We start from the raw sequence: 17,537 nt of genomic DNA, 5'->3' as shown, positions 1-17,537 counted from the left end.
TGGAGTTCATAACCCGCGCGCTTTGGCGGGTTCCCGACTGGACCCTTTGAATTTTCTGGCGCAGTTCTTGCCGCTCCCGCTGCAACAGCGCTTCGGAAGCCCGAAGGCTATCGGGGTCCACGGTTGACGATTTCGCCGGTGCTGGAATTCCGAGGATGCGATGAAGGACACTCATGCGCTCGGCCTCATGTTTTGAGCAAACTGAATCATCGCTTGCGTAAACTCCCGTCGCATATCATCCACGGAGTCCACAATCTTCCCGGATGTCCGAAGTTCCGCGATTTGCGCATTCACCAGCGCTTCGCGCTTCGCAATCTCTTCGATGATGCGAGCGTTCAAGCTCGCCACATCGGCCCGCCACGTCTTCACCACCCACGCCAGCGCCGCCAACACCAGAACAAGAAAACCGCCGAGCACTGGGTCGACGTTTATTATTGCTCTCCCGGCTTCTAGAATGGCGGTGTCCGGCATTAGTCCATCATCGGTTCGGCGCGTAGGTCTGGCGGATTTGCTGATACCATGACCGCGACGCCGAAATTACTTCGTTGGCGTCATCGGCCTCGACCATACATACGCCCAACGCTGCCTTCGCGTCATTGCCGGATTGTGGAGTCGTCGTCTTCACCGGCGCGAACCGGGAGGGCCAGGCGGGGAGGCTAACGCCCTCAACGCTGCCTGATGTTGCGCAACCTGTTGAGGTCGTCGCCAGTAAGAGCGCAACCGCCACTTGCCGGGAGAGATGCCGCATAGTCTTCCGCCTTCTTCCTTGCTTCGACCGACCGTCTATTCGCTTCGGACATCAGCCGTTCCGCATTGGTGGCCGCGTCCTCGGCGGCCCGGAGGTCACGCAACGCGGCGGCACGCTCCATCTTTATCCGGTCAACTTCGTGCGCCTTTGTGGATGCCCGGTAACCGGCAACGTAGACCCCGGCGCACAACGCGAAGCCGAGAACGGCCGCCGTGATGTAGCGGCCGACTCCCTTCGTGAAGAACGCTAGGGCCGCCAGCATCAGACAATCCGCCCGGCCTGATGACCCGCAAGGCGAGTTTCCTTGATTCGCTTCGCGAAGAAGTAGAGGGCGACCCCGGCGCCACCGGCGAGGAGCCACCAGTTTTCGGAAACGAGCGAGACCAGCACGCCAAGCGGCTCCGCCATCGCGGCGGCTGCATCCGATGCTTGCTTGATCTTATCGAACACCCCGGCCTCATTCGCGGCGCCAGCCACGGCAACCGCACCCGTCACCACGGAAACGGCTTGCGTCTTGTCCGCTTCCTTAATGGTGGATGACCCTTGATCCCGCAAATCGGCGATTGTGGCGGTCGCCCGCGCCTCCGGAATTGACGTTTTGGCAACGTCTAAGGCCAGTTGAGTGAGGGCACCGACGACGCCGTCCACTTCCAAACCGTGGACCGCCTGGAATGCAACCACGGCCTTCCGGGTATTCTCGCCGAAATCACCGTCAACGCGGACCGGGAAGCCGAGTTCATCAAGCCGCTTCTGTAGAGCTTCGACCCGATAGCCCTCGGAGCCGATGCGGAGACCGGCGGCCCGAACCGTGCTTTCAATCGTGGCCTCTTTTCCGGTGAAAGCGGCGTATGCCTTCCGCATCTTGCCGCCGTAGGTCTCCACCTGGCCGCTTCCGTTGTAGACGCGCGCCACGGCGTCGAAGTCGCGGGCGCGCATTTCGTCCGCCAGGCCACTCCCAACAAGGAAGCCGATCATCGCATCGACGTGCTTGTTTTCGTGCTGGCACATATCCGCAACGAAGGCTTGCACGGAAGCCCATCCACAAAGCGCGAAGTTCTCGCCGAGGACTTGCCCGGTTCCGTAGCTCGCCGACTTGAGGGCGGCGGCTTCATCGGTCCCGTTTGCCCGGCACCACTCCACGGCCTTGATAAGCATCGCCAAGGCGGCTTCGTTGCTTGGCTGATCCTTGTATCCGCCATTCTTCGGCGAAATCCAGACTTTGCGGCCTAGACCGGCTTTCACGGCGGCAGCACGTTTCGAAGCCGGGAGGTTCTTATAGAACCGGTGCTTTTCGAAGAGGACTTTGACGCGGCCCTTCGCATCGATACCGGAGCCGTTTGATTCAACGTCAACGATGGCGTGAACCACCGCAACTTCGCAGTTCAACCGCTCTGCCACGGCCTTGAGGCCGTCCGCGCTACGCCGTGGGATGCCGCCTTGCTGAAGTAGTTCGATGATGTCAGTCACAATCTCTATTCCTTTGGGAGGTCTATGACGAAGGAGTCGGATGTATTGCGAGGCTTCACGGATTCGGCCGGAGCGTCTTTATCAATCTTATCGTCGTCGGATGGCTTCGTGTCTTTAACTTTTCCGGGAATATCGTCCTGTTTCTCTTCGAACAACTCGGCGGAAATGTCCGTGGTGTAGCCGACGCCCTCAATGCGATGCGAACAAGACTTGATCCGCCATTCCAAGGGGATGTATGGCCGAAAGCTTGCGAGGATTAATTTTGCCTCCGCCTGGACGTCGACGCGGCCGCCGATGGTGCAGGAAAACGAAGCCTTGCCGCGTGCCGCCGTGTTCCGCTTCTGGCTCACCGCCGCCACGGCCTCGGCTTCGTTGTGGTAGCTAAAGCGGAGGTCGTGGAAGGGTGCTTCCCCGGCGGTCACCAACTTCGTTTCGCCGGTCCGGATATCCGTCCACTTCGCACGGACGCCGCCACCGCTGGACCCGCTTTCCGCGCCTTCCATGCCTCCGGCTTCCCCGGCCTCTTCACGGGCGGAATATTTGAAATCCCAAGAATCGCAATCCGTCTCCCGGATGGTGATGACGGGCAATTCTTCCCCGGCGATGTTCTTGCCGGTCCCGCGTTTTGCCACCGCCAGCTTCCCGGCCACTGGCTTGGCGACGCCGTCATGCATCTCCGCGATGCGGGTCGCAAAGGCCATGTCACTTTCGTTATGTTGATCCGTGTGCCTGATGACGATCCCGGATAGCTCCGGATCCACGGCCGGTTCGTATCCATTGCGGGAGGCGATGGCCTCCATAAGCTCGCCAAGCGTCTTTTGGTGATAGCTTTCTGTTCGCGGCGTCCGATAGCTCTTCGCCATCGCGGCGGAACGACCGGTGACCATGAGCTTCCGAGGCGGCGAAGATACCGTGAGGTCATCAATCAAGTAGGTCCCGCGGCTTGCCGACTGGCCATCCCGGTATCCCATGATGATTTCAACGGTTAGGCCGATAACTGGAAAATCAATGATTCCGCCATCCGCGAACCCGGCACGGTCGTCAATCTCTATCGAAACCCGGTCCGACTTGTCCTCGGCTTCATCGAAGCACTCGACGGACAACAGCCGGTCACCTAAGCCGCCGGTTAGGTCGCTTCCGCCTCCAATGATTTGCACGAATGGCTGCACGTCACTTCCCCCAAATTCGGATTATCGGGGTCGACTCCGGCTTCGGAAGATCCGGGAGGAAGACGCGGGTTCCGGCCTTGAGCTTGACGCCAGGGGAGGCGAGACCACGGTTCGCTTCTAAGACGCGCTCCACGGCCAAAGGTTGTTGCGCCTTCGCGTAGAAACGCCAGCAAATTTCATCCACCATGTCGCCGTCACGGGCAATGTATGTTTCAGCCATGGTCGAAATCCGGGATGTCTACGGTTTGCCCGGCGAGACCATGGCTGCAATCCGAAAGGAATTGAATGCGGCCGTCCTTCACGAACGAATGGCAAATTGTCTTCTCCGGCTCATCCGGAATAGACACGTCGCCCATCAAGAGCCTTTCGGCGTCATCATCAGTGAGAGGCTTGATGCCAGTAACCAGAATGGACGGCGTGAACGTAGGCGTATCCGGGTTGCCGTTATATCCCCAACGCGGACCCGGCCCGTCGCCTACGCCAACTTGATGCGCGCCGTCACAACCGGGACACCAGAACATGAGGCGGCCGCCTTCGACGCTCCGGAGCTTCTTCGATATCGCGCCCATTAGAAATGTTCTCCCGCGAGTCCGTCTTCGCCATAGCTCTTGAGTTCAAGCGCGAATTCCTGCTTCCTCGGCGCCCCATTCGGGAGAAGGTGCGTTTGCGTTTCGTCAATCTTCATGACAACGAAGCGGCCGAAAATCTTTCCGTATCCGGACACCAGAAAGAGCGGGGAACCCAACTTGGCGGCCGTCCGCATCTTTTCAATCTGACCGAGGCCGCCGCGCCAGTGTGGGTAGATGACCCCTTCAAGATTGAAGGTGGTGTGGCCCTCTCCGATGAACTGCATAGCGGGGTGACGGCCAATTCTGGTTTGCGATTCCCACCTGTATTCATCGCTCCGATTCAAGTTCTGATATGCGGCGGTGTCCATCGCGAATCGGAAGCCACCTAGTCCCATCATTACCCTTGCCATGTCTGGCCCCTTAATCTGATAGCGAAGAGCCGTTGGCGGCGGCGGCGCGGCGGTTGACGTTGTCGAGTTCACGCCGAACAGCGGCACCGATAGCGGCTGCATCAGAACCGGGCGGGGCCGTAATGTTGACGGTGGCTTTCATCGTCGTGGTGTTCGTATTGCTGGAATTGGTGAGATAGTTTTGCTCCACGTCGCCGGAGGTCGGCGGCGCGTTGGTGTTGGCAGCGGCAATAGCAGCCTCTTGGCTGGCGCCCGTAGGAACCCCGCCGATCAATCGGGCCGGCGTGCTTGACGCGGCGGCACCGGCGGCGCCAGCGTTGTCATTGACGGGCCCGGCCGGAACCCCTTCGACCTTCACGCCGAGGCGTGTCTGGATGCTCTCCGGAAGCCATGAGACGAGGTTGGCAACGGCGCCACGTAGCCAGGCCACCACGCTATCCCACTTCGATTTCAGGCCGTCCCATATTGCGTTTACTAGGATGGCGCCCGCATCGAACATATATTGATAGAAGCCGGATACCGTCTCCGCTATCGCCTGGCCCCGCGCCCGAAGCCATTCCATGATGGCCGCCCATCCGGACTCGATCCCCGTGGCCAGCGTTTGGATCATTGCGGACCCATGTTCGATAAGATCAACGCCGGTGAAATACTCAATCATCGCGTTGATGCCGCGCACGATGTGGGTGACCGGGTTGAATTCCTTAAGAAGCGCGATGACGCCGTGAATGAAACCTTGCTGAAATCCGGCCTTGACCCGATCCCACAAGCTGGACCAGTAGGCGGCGAATTCGTCCCACTGCTGATAGATGACGTAGACGGCGCCAGCCACCAAAGCCAGGCCGCCGAGGATCCAGCCAATCGGCGTAGACAAGATGACGATGCCAAGCTTCACAAAGGCGGCGCCGAGGGTGGCTAGCGCAACAACCAACGGACCCATGATCCAACTAGCAACGGCAATCAAAGCGGCGTTCATGGGACCGCCGAGGAAGTCCACAACCGGACGAATAGCCGTCATAAACGCCGTGAAGCTAGTGGCGAGGCCATCAATTTGACGGCGAACTTCCGAGGTGGGATCAATCAAGGCTCTGATGAAGCCGACAAGGTCCTTCGCCCAATCCGTAACCGTGGACCGGATCAATTCGGCGTTGGCATCCGCCCAATCCGTGATCCCCTTAACGGCTTCATTGAATACCGGGATAAGCTGGACACCTAGAAGGTTCTTAAGGCCGGTGACCCGTTCAACCAATGCATCTACGCGGTCGCCGAGTTCATCACCGGCGCGCGCCGCGTCTTCGCTCATAACGTTGCCGGTGCGGCGCGCCTCTTCGCGGAGGTCACGCAAGCCTTCGGCGCCGTCCCCTAGCATCTTCGTGAGGTCAACACCGGACTTCCCGAACAGCTTGAACGCCAGTTGGTTCCGTTTCAGCGGATCCTCTATCCCGGACAACGCCGCCATGGTGTCATCCAAAATATCTTCCGTGGAGCGCATGGCGCCGCCAGAACCCCTAACGCGGATGCCGAGAGACTTGAACGCGGCTGCAAGCTGCTTGTTGCCCTTGCTGGCTTCAACCGCATTGATGCCGAGTTTTTCCACGCCCTTGTCGAAGGTGGCGATTTCAACCCCACTCATCTTTGCGGCGAAGCGATATTCCTGCAAAGCCTCGGCACCGATGCCAAGCTTTCCGGACATCTCCGTTAGCTCGGCGCCAACATCGGCCGCGCTCTTCGCCAGGCCGTAGGCGGTAGCAATCACACCGGCACCACCGGCGCCGAACAATGTGAGGAACGCGGAGAGGCGGCCCGTAGTGGCCATAAGCCCGGAGCCGAGACCCTTAAGCGATGTGCCGAGGCGGCCCACGGCTCCCGTGATCCGGTCGATACCGAGTGTGCGCGAAACCGCCGCGATGCGGGCAGATATCCGCCTAATCGGCCCCGTGATCCGGTCGATAAGTGATAGTGTTACTGTTGCTTCGGCGTTGGCCGCCATCACTTACCGCCCTTCTTCGGCGCCCTGGCGGCCGCCATTTCGCGCCACCGCCTCAATTCCGAAAGGTCTAATTCGTAGGCTTGATTGTGCGGAAGGAAGCCGGGGAATATCACGGCAATGTCAGCAATGAGGCTTTCAACAACCTCAAGGCTTAACGCTTGGCCTTCCGCCCCATAAAACCCTCAATGATTTTTGAGATGGCTTCGAAGTCGGCACCGTCCAGTTCGTCAACGCCTTCGGGCGGCCATCCGGAGAGTTCGCCGATAAGGAAGAACGTCTTGTCGACGTCATCGCTGTATTCGCGAAGCTTTTTGATGTCCTTCCCCTTCAGGCGGCGAAGCGTGATAGTGGACTTCTCCGAACCTTCGAAGGCTACCGGAAGAATGAGGGTGTGCTGTACAAGCTTTTGAATCGCGGCGGTCATTTCGGTTCCTTAGAGGCCGATTGCAGCACGAAGCCCGGCGACCTGATCCACGCCCCCGAACTTACGAACCATGTTGATGATATCGATTTCCACCAGTTCAACGTCGTTCTGACGAAAGCGGAAATAGGTGAGCGAATAGGTGAGGTTTTGCGTGGACTTGCCGCCGCCCGCCGTCCATTCGCTCAACTCGGCGCCCTTGAGCATGCCGCGCATGTTGATGACTACCGGTTCCGCGCGGCCCCCTTGAGCCTGGACGCCGCCACGTGCAACTAGTGGCACATCCTGCTTTCCGAGTAGCGCGATGATGGACGGGTCGTAGTCAGAAATAACCATGGTCGCAATCAATGCTTCCATGCCCATTTCCAGTTCGACGGGCGCGTCCATGCCACCGGCACGATGCTCTTCCGTAAGGAAGGCCAGCGGAGGAGGGGTGAAGGTATCGATCCGGCCCGCGAAGCTGCGGCCGTCGTTGTAGAGATTGAACGCGCGAAGCTGGCGCGGAAGTTGAGCGGCCATTATACGATGTCCTCGAGGTAGTCGTTGACGATGCGCGAACGGAAGATGATGTGTTCCGCCGGGTAAGGCGGCGTGAAGTCCACGTTGAACCACACCTTTCCTTCGGCAATGGACGCCGGGGAATTGAGGTCCGGGTCGGCGCGGCAATGGCCGCCGATAAGGGCACCCATAGCCACCAGTGAGCGGATATAAGCGTTCACGGACTCCTCAACGTCATCGATATAGGTTTTCGTGATGTTTCGATCCACGGCCCACATATGGGCGGCGAGAATGGAGTCGTTGATGATGTCCGCCGTCCGCACCACGGAAAGAAACGCGAACTTCGGATCACTCGAAAGCGTCCGGTTGCCCCATAGACGGAAGCCGTCTTCGTTGATGATGGTGGCCACGTTCTGTTCGTTCAACAGATTGGCGCGGCTGGATGCGTCACCTAGAGCGAAATCCACCGCCCGCGCGGTTCCGACGATGCCGTTGATGTTCTGGTTTGACGGAGACCACCAGAAGCCCCGGTCGTTGTCGATCTTCGCAATGAGACCGGCAACAGCCGAGGACGCCGGTTCAATGACGATGTTTCCGCCCCTAGCGACCTTAACTCCGGGGTCAACCATATAGACGCGGCGGGAGCCGAAGTCGTTGGCGTACTGGATGGCGGCGGTGTCCGTGGTGTTCGGACCGTCAGCCACGATAACAGCCTTGAGACGTTCCGCGATACCCACAAGTTCCGCCACTACCGGGTTGGCAACGGCGCCAAGAGCAAGGGTTGTCACTGCGCCGACAAGGCCAGCGGACGCAGAGAAGTCCGGGGACGGAGCCACAGTGTAGCGACCGCCTCTAGTGATGGTGACGTTGACTAGCTTTCCATCGGTGACGGTAAACGTCCCGGCCGCGCCCTCGCCGGTGCCCCCAGTAAAAGCTAACGGGAAGCTTCCGTCCGTGCCGCCGCTCCCTTGATTGCTGATAGGACCACGGCCGATAACGCCTTGCGGGCGATGCGAAGTGAAGCCGGGAGCTATGAGGACTCTAGGCTGGACTCCTAACTCCGACTTCGCGCCGAGGAAGGCGTGGACGCCTTCGTATTCGCCGGTTTCGCCGTCCACACCGCCGAGGATGTTGGCTAGCGTTGCCATTTCGTCAACGCCCTCTTCAACGCGAACCACGACCACAACGGCGCCGATCTGGTCAAGAATGAGGTCGACCGCATTCGGCAACGTCCCGGCGCGCGTCTGGCCCGTGGAGACGTCCAGCTTTGCGGCCTCGCCACGGGACCCAGCGATGAGAACACGCTTATTCAGCGGGAACGCCAGCGGATCAGCGTCGGGTGCGGTGCCTACGATACCGATAACGGAGGAACGGACGGTGCGAACCGGGCGTGGTCCATCGTCTATTTCGATGACTTCCACACCGTGAAGAAATTGCGCCGCCGCCATGGCTTACACTCCGATTGAGATCGTTTTGCCTCTTATAGTCCAGCATTCGGAAAACCGCATTGCAGGAAACGGGAAGTCCGGGACCCGCTACAAGGACAACGCTTGTCCCCACATCTGGTCGACATCCTCCGGGGTAAGACCGAAGGCGGTAGCCAGTTGATCGACCAACGGGTCGGTGCGGACGAATTGAGTGTTGTACTCCCAAGCGTTCATCGCCTTTGCCTGTGCGACTGGATGGCCAATCTGCTCGATCACTGCCGTTACTGCCGAGGGCATGATCCCATTGTCGATCAGCGTATCGCGGAATTCGCGAGGGGTAAGGGAGGGCATGCTGGCCCTGACCTCCTCTATCGTCGGCGCCGGCGGATCTCGCAGGGCGGCGTCGGAATAGAGCATTCCAGGACGGATATTCTCAACATCTGCATCGACGCCGAGGACAGTCTTGTTGTCGGGGACGATGCGTGACGGGTCGTATTCCACGTTGGCTACAACGCCTTTCTCGGTGACGGTTACCCAGGCGCCGTAGATGGAGTCAATGAACTCACCGTTGGCGGCCCAGGTGGTCAGGCTGTTGCGAAGCTCGTACCAGTCTTGACCGTCCTCATTCGTATGAAAGAGGAAGCCGTCACGTTGATGGGTTGTGAAGTGTCCGAAGTTTACGATTTCCATGTGTTTCCCCTTAACCCCCAATCGTCCACCAGCCGCGGACAGGGTCGTACATCTGCAGATAGAAGTAGTAGAAGCCGTTCATTTCGTTCGGGAAGCCGCCCGTGGTGGAGCTGAAGCCACCGAGGACGGTCCCCGCAGGACTGTAAGCGTCCTGGTTTGCGCCCATGTAACCTGGTGAGACCCTGCGAAAGCTCAGGCTCGCTACGCGGTCGTTCGCGTGCGCGGCAGCGCGGGCCTCAATGCGGCTGTTAAGGTCGCCAAGCTGCTTCGTCCACAGGGCGCCGTCATCGGTCGAGCGCATGATCCAGTCACCGGCTGCCCCCAGGAACCCGATCAGCCCGCCGTTATGGTGGATATGGCGCGTCTGACCGGCATCGGTGTCGGCGAAGCTGAGATAATTGGCCGCGCTACTGATCTTCAGCGCGCCAGTGATGGTACCGCCGGACTTGTCCAGCTTAGAGGAGATGCTTTCGCCTAAAGAGGCGGACAACGCATCGATGTACGACCTGTCGTGGTAGTCTAGCAGCGCGGACGACAGCACTGATTTTGCTTCGGTCTTCGTGTAGATATCAACAACGTCATTGGCGAGATAGCCACGGAACGCCATTTCGTCCCCAGCGACCAATGGTTCGGTGAGGGTGAATGTCCCGGTAGGACCCGGTGCCAGGATGACGGTGCCGCCATCGCCGCTCCGGAGCTTGTATCCGTTCAGGAAGACGTCGCCGCGCGTGAAGCCCCCGCCAACTGTGAAGGGGCCCGTTCCTTCGGCGCCTGTCGCTACCGGAAAATCGACTTCGCGGGAGCCTCCGATGGATACCGTCACCGTTGGCGTCCAGCCAGCATCCGTCAACACCTTCACCACGTTCGGCGTCGCCGCCGTGTCAAGGTACTGGTCGCCGATATCCGCCACCGGCGGCTGTGACGTTCTAGCTCCATGGTAGCGGGAGGCAACAGCAACAGTGGTGTCCTTCGCTGTTTCAGCGGCGGTGCGGAGGCGGGCGGTTTCATCTCTGATGAGACCAGCGGCGTTCCGGATCTGTCCCGTGTCGGCCCGTATTGAATCGGTGGCGGTCCGGATGGAATCGGTCTCTGCCTTCACCTGTTTGGTGGCATTGAGGATTGACGTTTGCGCGATGGCCTGGCCAGCCACGGCCGCAATGATCCAATCCTGATGAGGCCCGGCGTCGCCTTCCACATGTTGAATCTGAATGTCCATCACACCGGTGTCCCGGTTGAAATAGGACACAATCCCGATGGCGTAGTCGAACGGGCTCGACTCCCGCGTCACGGCCACGAATGGGGACGGTACGAACAACTCGCGTTGAACGCCGGGATCTATGGCGAAGGTGACACTGCCGATATCGAGCGTCGCCGAAGTCGCGGAGCGGACAGAGAGGAAGCCTAGGGCGGCGATGTTCTGGATACGGTTTGCGGCCGGTCCAAGGACTTCATTGATTCGGCCAAGCGCGACGGTGATGCCCTGTTGAGAGACTTCCTCCCACGCAATCTTCACCGCGTCCAACGCGCGGATTCGGACATCGATCTCCTGCACGAACCCATTCCAGAACGGCGGGTTTGCGACGGTTTGCGGGGTAACGTGGAACCGCTCGGCGAGCGTCTTTTGTGCCATCGGTCGCCCCCGATTTATGACTTGATTTCAGAGGCGTCCAGAATGTCCGCCATATTTGCTTCCACTACCTTGCCCTTTAGTTGGACGCGGTTCACCGGTAGGATGACGGTTCGGCCCACCTTAATGGGCCGCGCCAACTGCACGTCATAGAGCGCATCGGGATTGAATACGGGGGTGGTCGTCGCCATTGTCAGAACCCTTAAGAGAACGCGAGGTCGTAGCGCTCGGCCACGTGGTAGACCACCAGCACGTTGTCGGTGGTCCCCTCTATCTGCATTTTGTAGGAGGACACCGCCACGCCGAGGTTGAAGGTGGCGCGACGAAGGATGGTGCCAGGCACCGGCGTGATTTCGTCAACAACCGCGTCCGGCGTTACAATCGTGGTGAACCCGGCACCTGTGCGGAGCTTGATGACGCACGTGTGGCGGTCATCGTCCCAATATTCTAGCCGGGTCGTTACCTCGATGGTGTCGCACGGCGCCGGGAGGGTCCGCGCGGTGGAGATGTGGCGGAGGTCCGAGCGTGGCCGTTCCGTCTTCACCTCGGAAAGCGCACCGATGCCGAAGCCCGGCATCACGTCCGTGGTGCCGGTAAGGACAACACGGAAGTTTACCAGAGGCGGGAGGCCCACAAGCAAACTCTGCTGATACTGCGCCAGCGGAGACCAGACTCCATTCACCTGAATTTCAGGCGTGATAAGCGTGCCGTTTGGCGCCGTTGTATCAATGTTCAAGTCGATATCAGAAATACCGTTTTCGAGAACAAGGGGCTGTAAAGCAACCTCAAGGCGTGGCGTCTTGAACTCGGCATAGTAGAGCGCGAACGGGATGTCGCGGGTCAAGTCACCTTGGACGAAGGCGCCGTCCGTGGAGTAGAACAGCGTTCCTTGGGCGTTCTTATTGCCGTTCACCGTGGCAATGAAGTGGTTGCCAGCGGTCACGATGAAGAAGGCGTAACGCTCGCCCTTTTCCAAATAGGTGGGGACAAGCGGAACCCGCGTCTTCAACGGATAGACTTTGAGGTCGGTCGCCGGAATGGTGACCATTGCCAGGACTTTGTCGAGAAGCGGCTTTCCGTTTTCGGTGCGGACGATACCGACCATGACGTCGCCGGTATGCGCCACACGGGTAAACGCGAGGTCAAGGCCGCTAATATACCCGGCTTCGGAATTCAGGAAGGTTTGCGCAATAAGTGAACCGTTCACGCCTTCGGTGACGTCGACGTAACCCCAATACTCTTCTTCATAGGTGTCCGTCCAAAACTGAGTGACACGCGCGAAGATGTGGTTCGGCGCCGTCCAATAGTTGTCAATCGTAAGATCAACATAGAACGTCTCGCCATTGCGGGTGAAGATGCGGGTAGAAGGGTCATAGGTGCCCGTGTTCCACCACGCGCCGTTCGTGCAGACTGTCATGGACGAACCGTATCGGATACGGGTCCGGCTCCGCGACAGCTTCTTAAGCTGAGACGTCTGAAATTGGAATTGGGAGAGCGACAGCTCGCTGTCATTGCCGTCGATACGGACCCGCTGCGCTTCCGTGAAAGCAGGAAGGACGAAGTTTGACCGGACATCCACGGCGGGATCAATCGGGTTCGCAAGCGCAAGCTGCGCGACACGTTGCGCCGCTGGCGGGAACCTGATCCCTTCCTCAACCTTCGCCAGGAAGTCAGCGTGGACGGTGTCCGACTTATCGTCCGTAAGGAAGCGGTCGGCATCGTAGGAGGTGTAGGTTTCCGGCAACTCCGCGCTCGTCTTCAAACGGCCGATATCGCGCGCCATTTCGAGAACAAGCGTCTTTGGAGCGATGCCGCGAAGCGCGGATTGAATGCCGGTCACGGTGGTGTCGAGTACGTCAAGGCGGGAGCCGGTCCGATTCCGCCAGAGTTCTAGTGAAGCGGTGCGGTCGGCAACGGCGCGTGTGGAGACCACGCGGTTTTCCGTCACCATCGTAACTGACTCGATGCCGCCAGGTGTAAGGCGGATGTAGGCCACGGCAAGAACGTTTGCGTCGATTGCTGGCGGGGTAGGGTCCGCCGCTTCGATGCCGGACACCGTGTTGACGTTTGCATAACGCCTGTTTTCGGTGGCTACCGACCGGGCTTCCGTTTGCTCTGTGTCAACGTCCACAAGAAATGTTCGCGGTTCCAAGGCAGTGTCGACCGCCTGGCCCCACACTACTATGGTGACAATCTTGTTAGTGGCCGCCGGAAGCGCGTTGATGAGGTCAAGGACAACACCGCCTTCATCGTCCCGGAAGTATACGGCACCGTCTACATAGAGGCGGCCGGAACCAACGGTTACTTGCGCCGGTCCAGACTGGACAACTGAAAAGCCGGTGAACTTCTTTCCGGGTTCGATCCCGTCTTTTACGACGTGGTCAAGTGAGGTCCGGGCATAGGCGCCAATGTTGTTGAGGTCTTGATTCGTTATCTGCTGGTCGTCAGAGATGACCACAAGGCGCTCGCCCATAATTCCCTCGCTCTACTTCAAAGTGTTTCGCACCCGGTCGCCGAATTTAAAGCTTCCATCGAACGGGATGCCGCCCCCGAAAGTCCGGCGCCTCAACGTTTGCGTATCCACAAGAATACGGTCGCGGACGGCCTTGCTTCGACGGATTGCAGCATAGACCCATTTGAGTTTCGTTAGATTCTCTTTTGTTGAGAAAACCCCGCCGAAGTAGCTACGGTTTGCGTAGGCGGCCCGGCGTATCTTTCTGCTCTTCGATTCCACAAGTAGTTCCGCATGGAATGGCTTCATGCCGATACGGACCCGGTTGGCGAACGAGTGCGCGCGCGCCCACGGCGCGTCGACGTCAGGGTCCTGCAAACGGACCCTGTCAAACAGGTGCCATTCCGCGCGGTCATCCGTGACGAACTTCCGTTTCAGGAATTGGCCCACGAAGAGCGAGGGACCGGCGGGCGCTGTGTCTGAAATCCGCTCATACTTTACATCGATCGGCTGCAAGCTCGGCGCCGCCGTGCTTAGGTGCAATTCCGATTTCTTCGCATCATAGGTACGATCAAGCGAGAACGTTACGATTTGCGCCGCCGTGTTCCGGCGTGTCACGAAGCGGCCGCGAGCGAAGCCGCCAACGAACAGCGCGGGTCCTATTTCGCCAGGGATGTGGATCCGGTCATAAACGGCGGCCGTCTTCGTTTCGGTGACGGTCTCCACCGTGGAGCGGCGAACCGAGACTTCGCGGCCATCTGGATAGCGGATCACGGCGCGGCGGCCATAGATTGCTTCCGCTCTATCCAGCCTGGCGAAGGCGTGACCGGCGAAGGATGAAGGCGGGGCGATGCCATCCGGGCGACCGAAGGCGTCGGCGCCCGCCATGCCCCGTTCGGTGTGGAGATAGACTCGTATCTCCGGCATCCTGGCGAGCCAGGCGTCGCGCTGTTCCTTCGTCACTGGACGCATCGCGAAGGCGCGTTGCGGGAACCGGACGGTTTCCAACAACGTGGCATCCACTAGACTTAGGGTCCGCCGGATTCCCTCTTCGGTTCCCTTGAGCCGGTGCAACTCGAATTGTTGCGCAACGACGTCCCGCTTCTTCTCTTCGGTCCATTCGTCATTCCAGATATCCACGGCGAAGCGGTAGGCGAGCCACGGCAAAAACCTGGCGTCAATCTTCATGGGGTCCACGAAGCTGGCGAGGCCGTCAATGGGAAGGTCCGGGAACGCGGTTGCCCGTTCCGCGTCCCGCTCAATCTTTGTGGTGTGCGGGATGATGCTTTCAAACATCGAAGCGCTCAACCTCTACGTCAACGGCAACACACACCGGTAGGTCATAGTGGGAGGCCACTACATCGGCCACCGGCGAAGTCAGAATAACGTTCTGTACGCCGCCAACGGTCAAGGCGGCTATGATGCCGGATAGGGTGGCGTCATAGCCTACCTTCCGGATCCGCTGCAGGTAGGCCGCCAGCGAGGTCAAGGCGTTCGCCCTAACGGTTGCCGCCTCTGGACCCGGATAGACCACCAGGCGGGCGCGTATAGAGAAGGGCGCCACGGTCGGCGGCTGCACTGTCACGGAGTCCGTAAGCGGGCGCACCGCTTCGCCTGACAATGCGACCCGGACGGCTTGAAGGACCGCCGAGGACGGCCGCGCCAGGATACGGGAAACATCGGCGTTTACGGGTTGCGCGAACAAGGCGCGGCCGACAAGGCGTTCCTGATCCGAGGCGGTTTCTGTTGCCACATCTTCGGAAGCAAGCACGGTAACGGCTACCTCGCCGGGTGCCGGGGAATGAACTCCAACATCCACCACGGCGGCGTGTGCCGACAACGCGTGGAACTCATAAGATTGCCGAGGACCGGCCACGGCCCCGGTGTAGATCCCCAACTGGACCCGGCGGCGGAACCGTTCGGTGTTTTCCCCTTCCATAGGGGTGACGCCGAAGAAGGCGCCGATGACGGCGAGGTCGTTGCCGAGCGAAGCCGTGATGGTATTGGCGAGGCCCATGTCGTTGATGCGTTGCCGAAGGTTCAATTCACGGTAGGCGAAGGCTTCGATAAGCTTGATGATGGGGTCGCTTTCTACAAGCGCATTGTTCGCGGGGTCCAGAGAAACGAAGTAATCAATCGCCGCTTGCCGAATGGACTCGTAGTTCAACGCCTCCACGAAGTCCGGAACCGGGACCATTGAAAGATCAATGACGCGGAAGAATTCGGCGGGTGCTTCTGTCATCTCACATAGATTCCGGTCAACGTTAGGGTTTGCCCGTCCGGCAGATAATCGCCGGTCAACGCAAACTCTATAGCCCCGTCGCCCATCGCCGTCATTGAAGCTTCCCGCAATACGAGTCGCGGCTCCCATGCCGCCAACGCCTCGGCAACGGCTACATAGATGTCCACGGGCAATTCATCGTTCACCGGTCTGTCTACAAGGTTCGGGACATCGGACCCGTAGTCGCGACGCATGACGCGGGTTCCCTTGCGGGTACTGAGGATGTCCACAATGGATTGCCGGAGGTGGTCTATTCCGTCCAGCGGCTTCCCGGTTGCCGCGTTCATTCCGCGCATCTTGATCCCCTTAAGCTGGCGGCCCCGTTTCATCGGTGCCACGGGTCACGTCCTTGTGGGTGTGGTCGTCGCCGATGTTCTTTCCGTTGTGGGTGAGGGTGGCGGATTCCAGTTCGATGGACCCCGCCTTAATCTTGAGACCGTCACCGGATCCGGTGATGGAAGCGCCACCGCCGATGTTGAGGGAGAAGGCGCCGCCCTCGGCGACGTCCATCTTGTAGGACTTCGCTTCGTGGTCGTACTCAACGGTTGTCCCGTCCGGGTACTTGATGACGTGGGTGTTCCCCTTCGTCCCGGCTTGCGTCTCGCCGGTGGCTACGGCCCCAAGGATGACGGCTTGTGACAGGTCGCCGGACTGGCTGGCAAGAATGACTTGCTCGCCCTCTTCGTAGCTCGAATAAATGGATGTCTTCCCGGCGCGAGGCGTCGCCATCGGAATCCAGTCTGTTTCAAGTTCTCCGGCCTTGACCCGATAACGGCCCTTTTCATGGTCAACGGAAGATACCGTTCCGATGACGATTCCGTTGGAAACTCGGCGCTCGATATCGGCGAGCCGCTTGTCGTACTTATCCGCCATCAAACCATGTCCTGCAGACCGGTGGCGGTGATGTCCTCATATTTGGGTTCGTTGCCTGGCCCGGTCTCCGGGACGAAGCCGAGGAGGACCGTGGTCGGCCGTCCCGTGTCTTCGGTGACGTGGGTCCAATATGCCACCTCAACTTTCAAGATGGACACGTAGAGGGACACCGTGTTGTTTTCCGCAACGAAGAGGTCGACGTCGTTGACCCTTACGCTTTCAACCTTGTCCGCCAGGGTAGCGTTGACGCGCAACGCCTCTTCGACCTGCCAGGCCACGTCAAGCGATTCAGCGGTGACATGGTAGACTTCGATTTGCATCTCCATGACCCGCCGGACCGGCGAGTTCAAACCGAGAACGCCGGGCTGGTGGTCCGTGGATGCATCCTTGCTTTCGCGGATGAAGAGAACGTTTATCTCCGGGAGGTGGTCCGCGTCCGGCGGCGTCGAATCCGTATCGAAGACGCGGCCGCTTGCGGCGGTCGGATACGTGCCTTCTACCGGTGTTTTCAGGTAGTCAGCGACGGCGGCAACAACTTCTTTCCGAGGGCTGGCCACATCTACACCTTCCGAAGTTGGAGCTTCATCATTCCAGACGACGACTCGTCCTTGTTGAGAATGGAGAACCGGCCCGCCGGGACCCGCACGAAATCCTTCGTAGAAGGGACGAAGCCGAGGTCATCAAGCCTGACGTCGATAATGGTCCGCCGGTTCGCTACCGAAAGGCTCCCGCCTTCCGCGCCGTCCACCGTCTCTACGTCATAGATGCACGTCAGCGGTGCCCCGCTCGGCGTCTTGTCAATGAGGACGCCGGGAGCTTCGGCGCGTTCATAGACAAGAGAAACGGCGAAGGTGTCCACCACCACCGCCGTCATGTCGTCTAACAGTTCGTCCCAATCCATAAGCGGGGGACCGCCCC

21 protein-coding genes are annotated in these 17,537 nt (G+C 59.7%); all 21 read right to left on the bottom strand.

The genetic code is table 11. The features are described 5' to 3' along the window. Window positions 1-171 precede the first annotated feature (171 nt). A complete protein-coding gene (locus LH464_RS04490) occupies window positions 172-471 on the bottom strand; it encodes a hypothetical protein (RefSeq protein WP_226785174.1) in 300 nt (99 codons plus the stop codon). Window positions 472-665: 194 nt separating this feature from the next. Continuing rightward, complete coding sequence (locus LH464_RS04485; RefSeq protein WP_226785173.1) at window positions 666-1,010, bottom strand: hypothetical protein; 345 nt, start codon at window positions 1,008-1,010, stop codon at window positions 666-668. Further along, entirely contained in the window at window positions 1,010-2,215 is a 1,206-nt protein-coding gene (locus LH464_RS04480) for an N-acetylmuramidase domain-containing protein (RefSeq protein WP_226785172.1), read from the bottom strand. Before LH464_RS04480 ends, LH464_RS04485 begins: the two co-directional genes overlap by 1 nt. 5 nt (window positions 2,216-2,220) lie before the next feature. Continuing rightward, window positions 2,221-3,384: a phage late control D family protein gene (locus LH464_RS04475; protein ID WP_226785171.1), complete on the bottom strand. Its 1,164-nt coding sequence runs from the start codon at window positions 3,382-3,384 to the stop codon at window positions 2,221-2,223. A gap of 1 nt (window position 3,385) precedes the next feature. Further along, the gene (locus LH464_RS04470) at window positions 3,386-3,604 is read right to left on the bottom strand and encodes a tail protein X (protein ID WP_226785170.1); all 219 of its coding nucleotides are present in this window, start codon (window positions 3,602-3,604) and stop codon (window positions 3,386-3,388) included. Beyond that, complete coding sequence (locus LH464_RS04465; RefSeq protein ID WP_226785169.1) at window positions 3,597-3,953, bottom strand: DUF6527 family protein; 357 nt, start codon at window positions 3,951-3,953, stop codon at window positions 3,597-3,599. The genes LH464_RS04470 and LH464_RS04465 overlap by 8 nt, the downstream gene beginning before the upstream one ends. Further along, window positions 3,953-4,321, bottom strand: coding sequence for a phage tail protein (locus tag LH464_RS24780; protein WP_390624922.1), 369 nt, complete (start codon window positions 4,319-4,321; stop codon window positions 3,953-3,955). Before LH464_RS24780 ends, LH464_RS04465 begins: the two co-directional genes overlap by 1 nt. 52 nt (window positions 4,322-4,373) lie before the next feature. After that, entirely contained in the window at window positions 4,374-6,350 is a 1,977-nt protein-coding gene (locus LH464_RS04455; protein WP_226785168.1) for a hypothetical protein, read from the bottom strand. Window positions 6,351-6,501: 151 nt separating this feature from the next. Beyond that, window positions 6,502-6,774 carry a phage tail assembly protein gene (locus LH464_RS04445; protein ID WP_226785166.1) on the bottom strand — a complete coding sequence of 91 codons (273 nt, stop codon included), beginning with the start codon at window positions 6,772-6,774 and terminating at the stop codon, window positions 6,502-6,504. Between the two features lie 9 nt (window positions 6,775-6,783). After that, a complete protein-coding gene (locus LH464_RS04440) occupies window positions 6,784-7,290 on the bottom strand; it encodes a phage major tail tube protein (protein WP_226785165.1) in 507 nt (168 codons plus the stop codon). Next, window positions 7,290-8,717, bottom strand: a complete 1,428-nt coding sequence (locus LH464_RS04435) for a phage tail sheath subtilisin-like domain-containing protein (RefSeq protein WP_226785164.1) — start codon at window positions 8,715-8,717, stop codon at window positions 7,290-7,292. The genes LH464_RS04440 and LH464_RS04435 overlap by 1 nt, the downstream gene beginning before the upstream one ends. Window positions 8,718-8,804: 87 nt before the next feature. Further along, window positions 8,805-9,386: a hypothetical protein gene (locus tag LH464_RS04430; protein WP_226785163.1), complete on the bottom strand. Its 582-nt coding sequence runs from the start codon at window positions 9,384-9,386 to the stop codon at window positions 8,805-8,807. A 10-nt stretch (window positions 9,387-9,396) separates the two neighbouring features. Then, window positions 9,397-11,016, bottom strand: a complete 1,620-nt coding sequence (locus LH464_RS04425) for a hypothetical protein (RefSeq protein WP_226785162.1) — start codon at window positions 11,014-11,016, stop codon at window positions 9,397-9,399. Between the two features lie 14 nt (window positions 11,017-11,030). Next, window positions 11,031-11,204 (bottom strand): hypothetical protein, encoded by a 174-nt coding sequence (locus LH464_RS04420; RefSeq protein WP_226785161.1) that lies wholly within the window; start codon window positions 11,202-11,204, stop codon window positions 11,031-11,033. 11 nt (window positions 11,205-11,215) lie between these two features. Continuing rightward, window positions 11,216-13,486 carry a hypothetical protein gene (locus LH464_RS04415; RefSeq protein ID WP_226785160.1) on the bottom strand — a complete coding sequence of 757 codons (2,271 nt, stop codon included), beginning with the start codon at window positions 13,484-13,486 and terminating at the stop codon, window positions 11,216-11,218. Between the two features lie 12 nt (window positions 13,487-13,498). Next, the gene (locus tag LH464_RS04410; protein WP_226785159.1) at window positions 13,499-14,761 is read right to left on the bottom strand and encodes a phage tail protein I; all 1,263 of its coding nucleotides are present in this window, start codon (window positions 14,759-14,761) and stop codon (window positions 13,499-13,501) included. Then, on the bottom strand, window positions 14,754-15,707 hold the full coding sequence (locus LH464_RS04405) for a baseplate assembly protein (protein ID WP_226785158.1): 954 nt from the start codon (window positions 15,705-15,707) through the stop codon (window positions 14,754-14,756). Before LH464_RS04405 ends, LH464_RS04410 begins: the two co-directional genes overlap by 8 nt. Continuing rightward, on the bottom strand, window positions 15,704-16,042 hold the full coding sequence (locus LH464_RS04400) for a GPW/gp25 family protein (RefSeq protein ID WP_315859582.1): 339 nt from the start codon (window positions 16,040-16,042) through the stop codon (window positions 15,704-15,706). The genes LH464_RS04405 and LH464_RS04400 overlap by 4 nt, the downstream gene beginning before the upstream one ends. Window positions 16,043-16,052: 10 nt before the next feature. Then, entirely contained in the window at window positions 16,053-16,619 is a 567-nt protein-coding gene (locus LH464_RS04395) for a phage baseplate assembly protein V (RefSeq protein ID WP_226785157.1), read from the bottom strand. Further along, window positions 16,619-17,176: a hypothetical protein gene (locus LH464_RS04390; RefSeq protein ID WP_226785156.1), complete on the bottom strand. Its 558-nt coding sequence runs from the start codon at window positions 17,174-17,176 to the stop codon at window positions 16,619-16,621. Before LH464_RS04390 ends, LH464_RS04395 begins: the two co-directional genes overlap by 1 nt. Window positions 17,177-17,178: 2 nt before the next feature. After that, window positions 17,179-17,520 carry a hypothetical protein gene (locus tag LH464_RS04385; RefSeq protein WP_226785155.1) on the bottom strand — a complete coding sequence of 114 codons (342 nt, stop codon included), beginning with the start codon at window positions 17,518-17,520 and terminating at the stop codon, window positions 17,179-17,181. Window positions 17,521-17,537 lie beyond the last annotated feature (17 nt).

This window comes from Pseudorhizobium xiangyangii, assembly GCF_020531965.1.
In the GTDB taxonomy this organism is placed as follows: domain Bacteria; phylum Pseudomonadota; class Alphaproteobacteria; order Rhizobiales; family Rhizobiaceae; genus Neorhizobium; species Neorhizobium xiangyangii.
The sequence above is the reverse complement of the archived record's forward strand: the minus strand, read 5'-3'. Positions and strand labels throughout refer to the sequence as shown.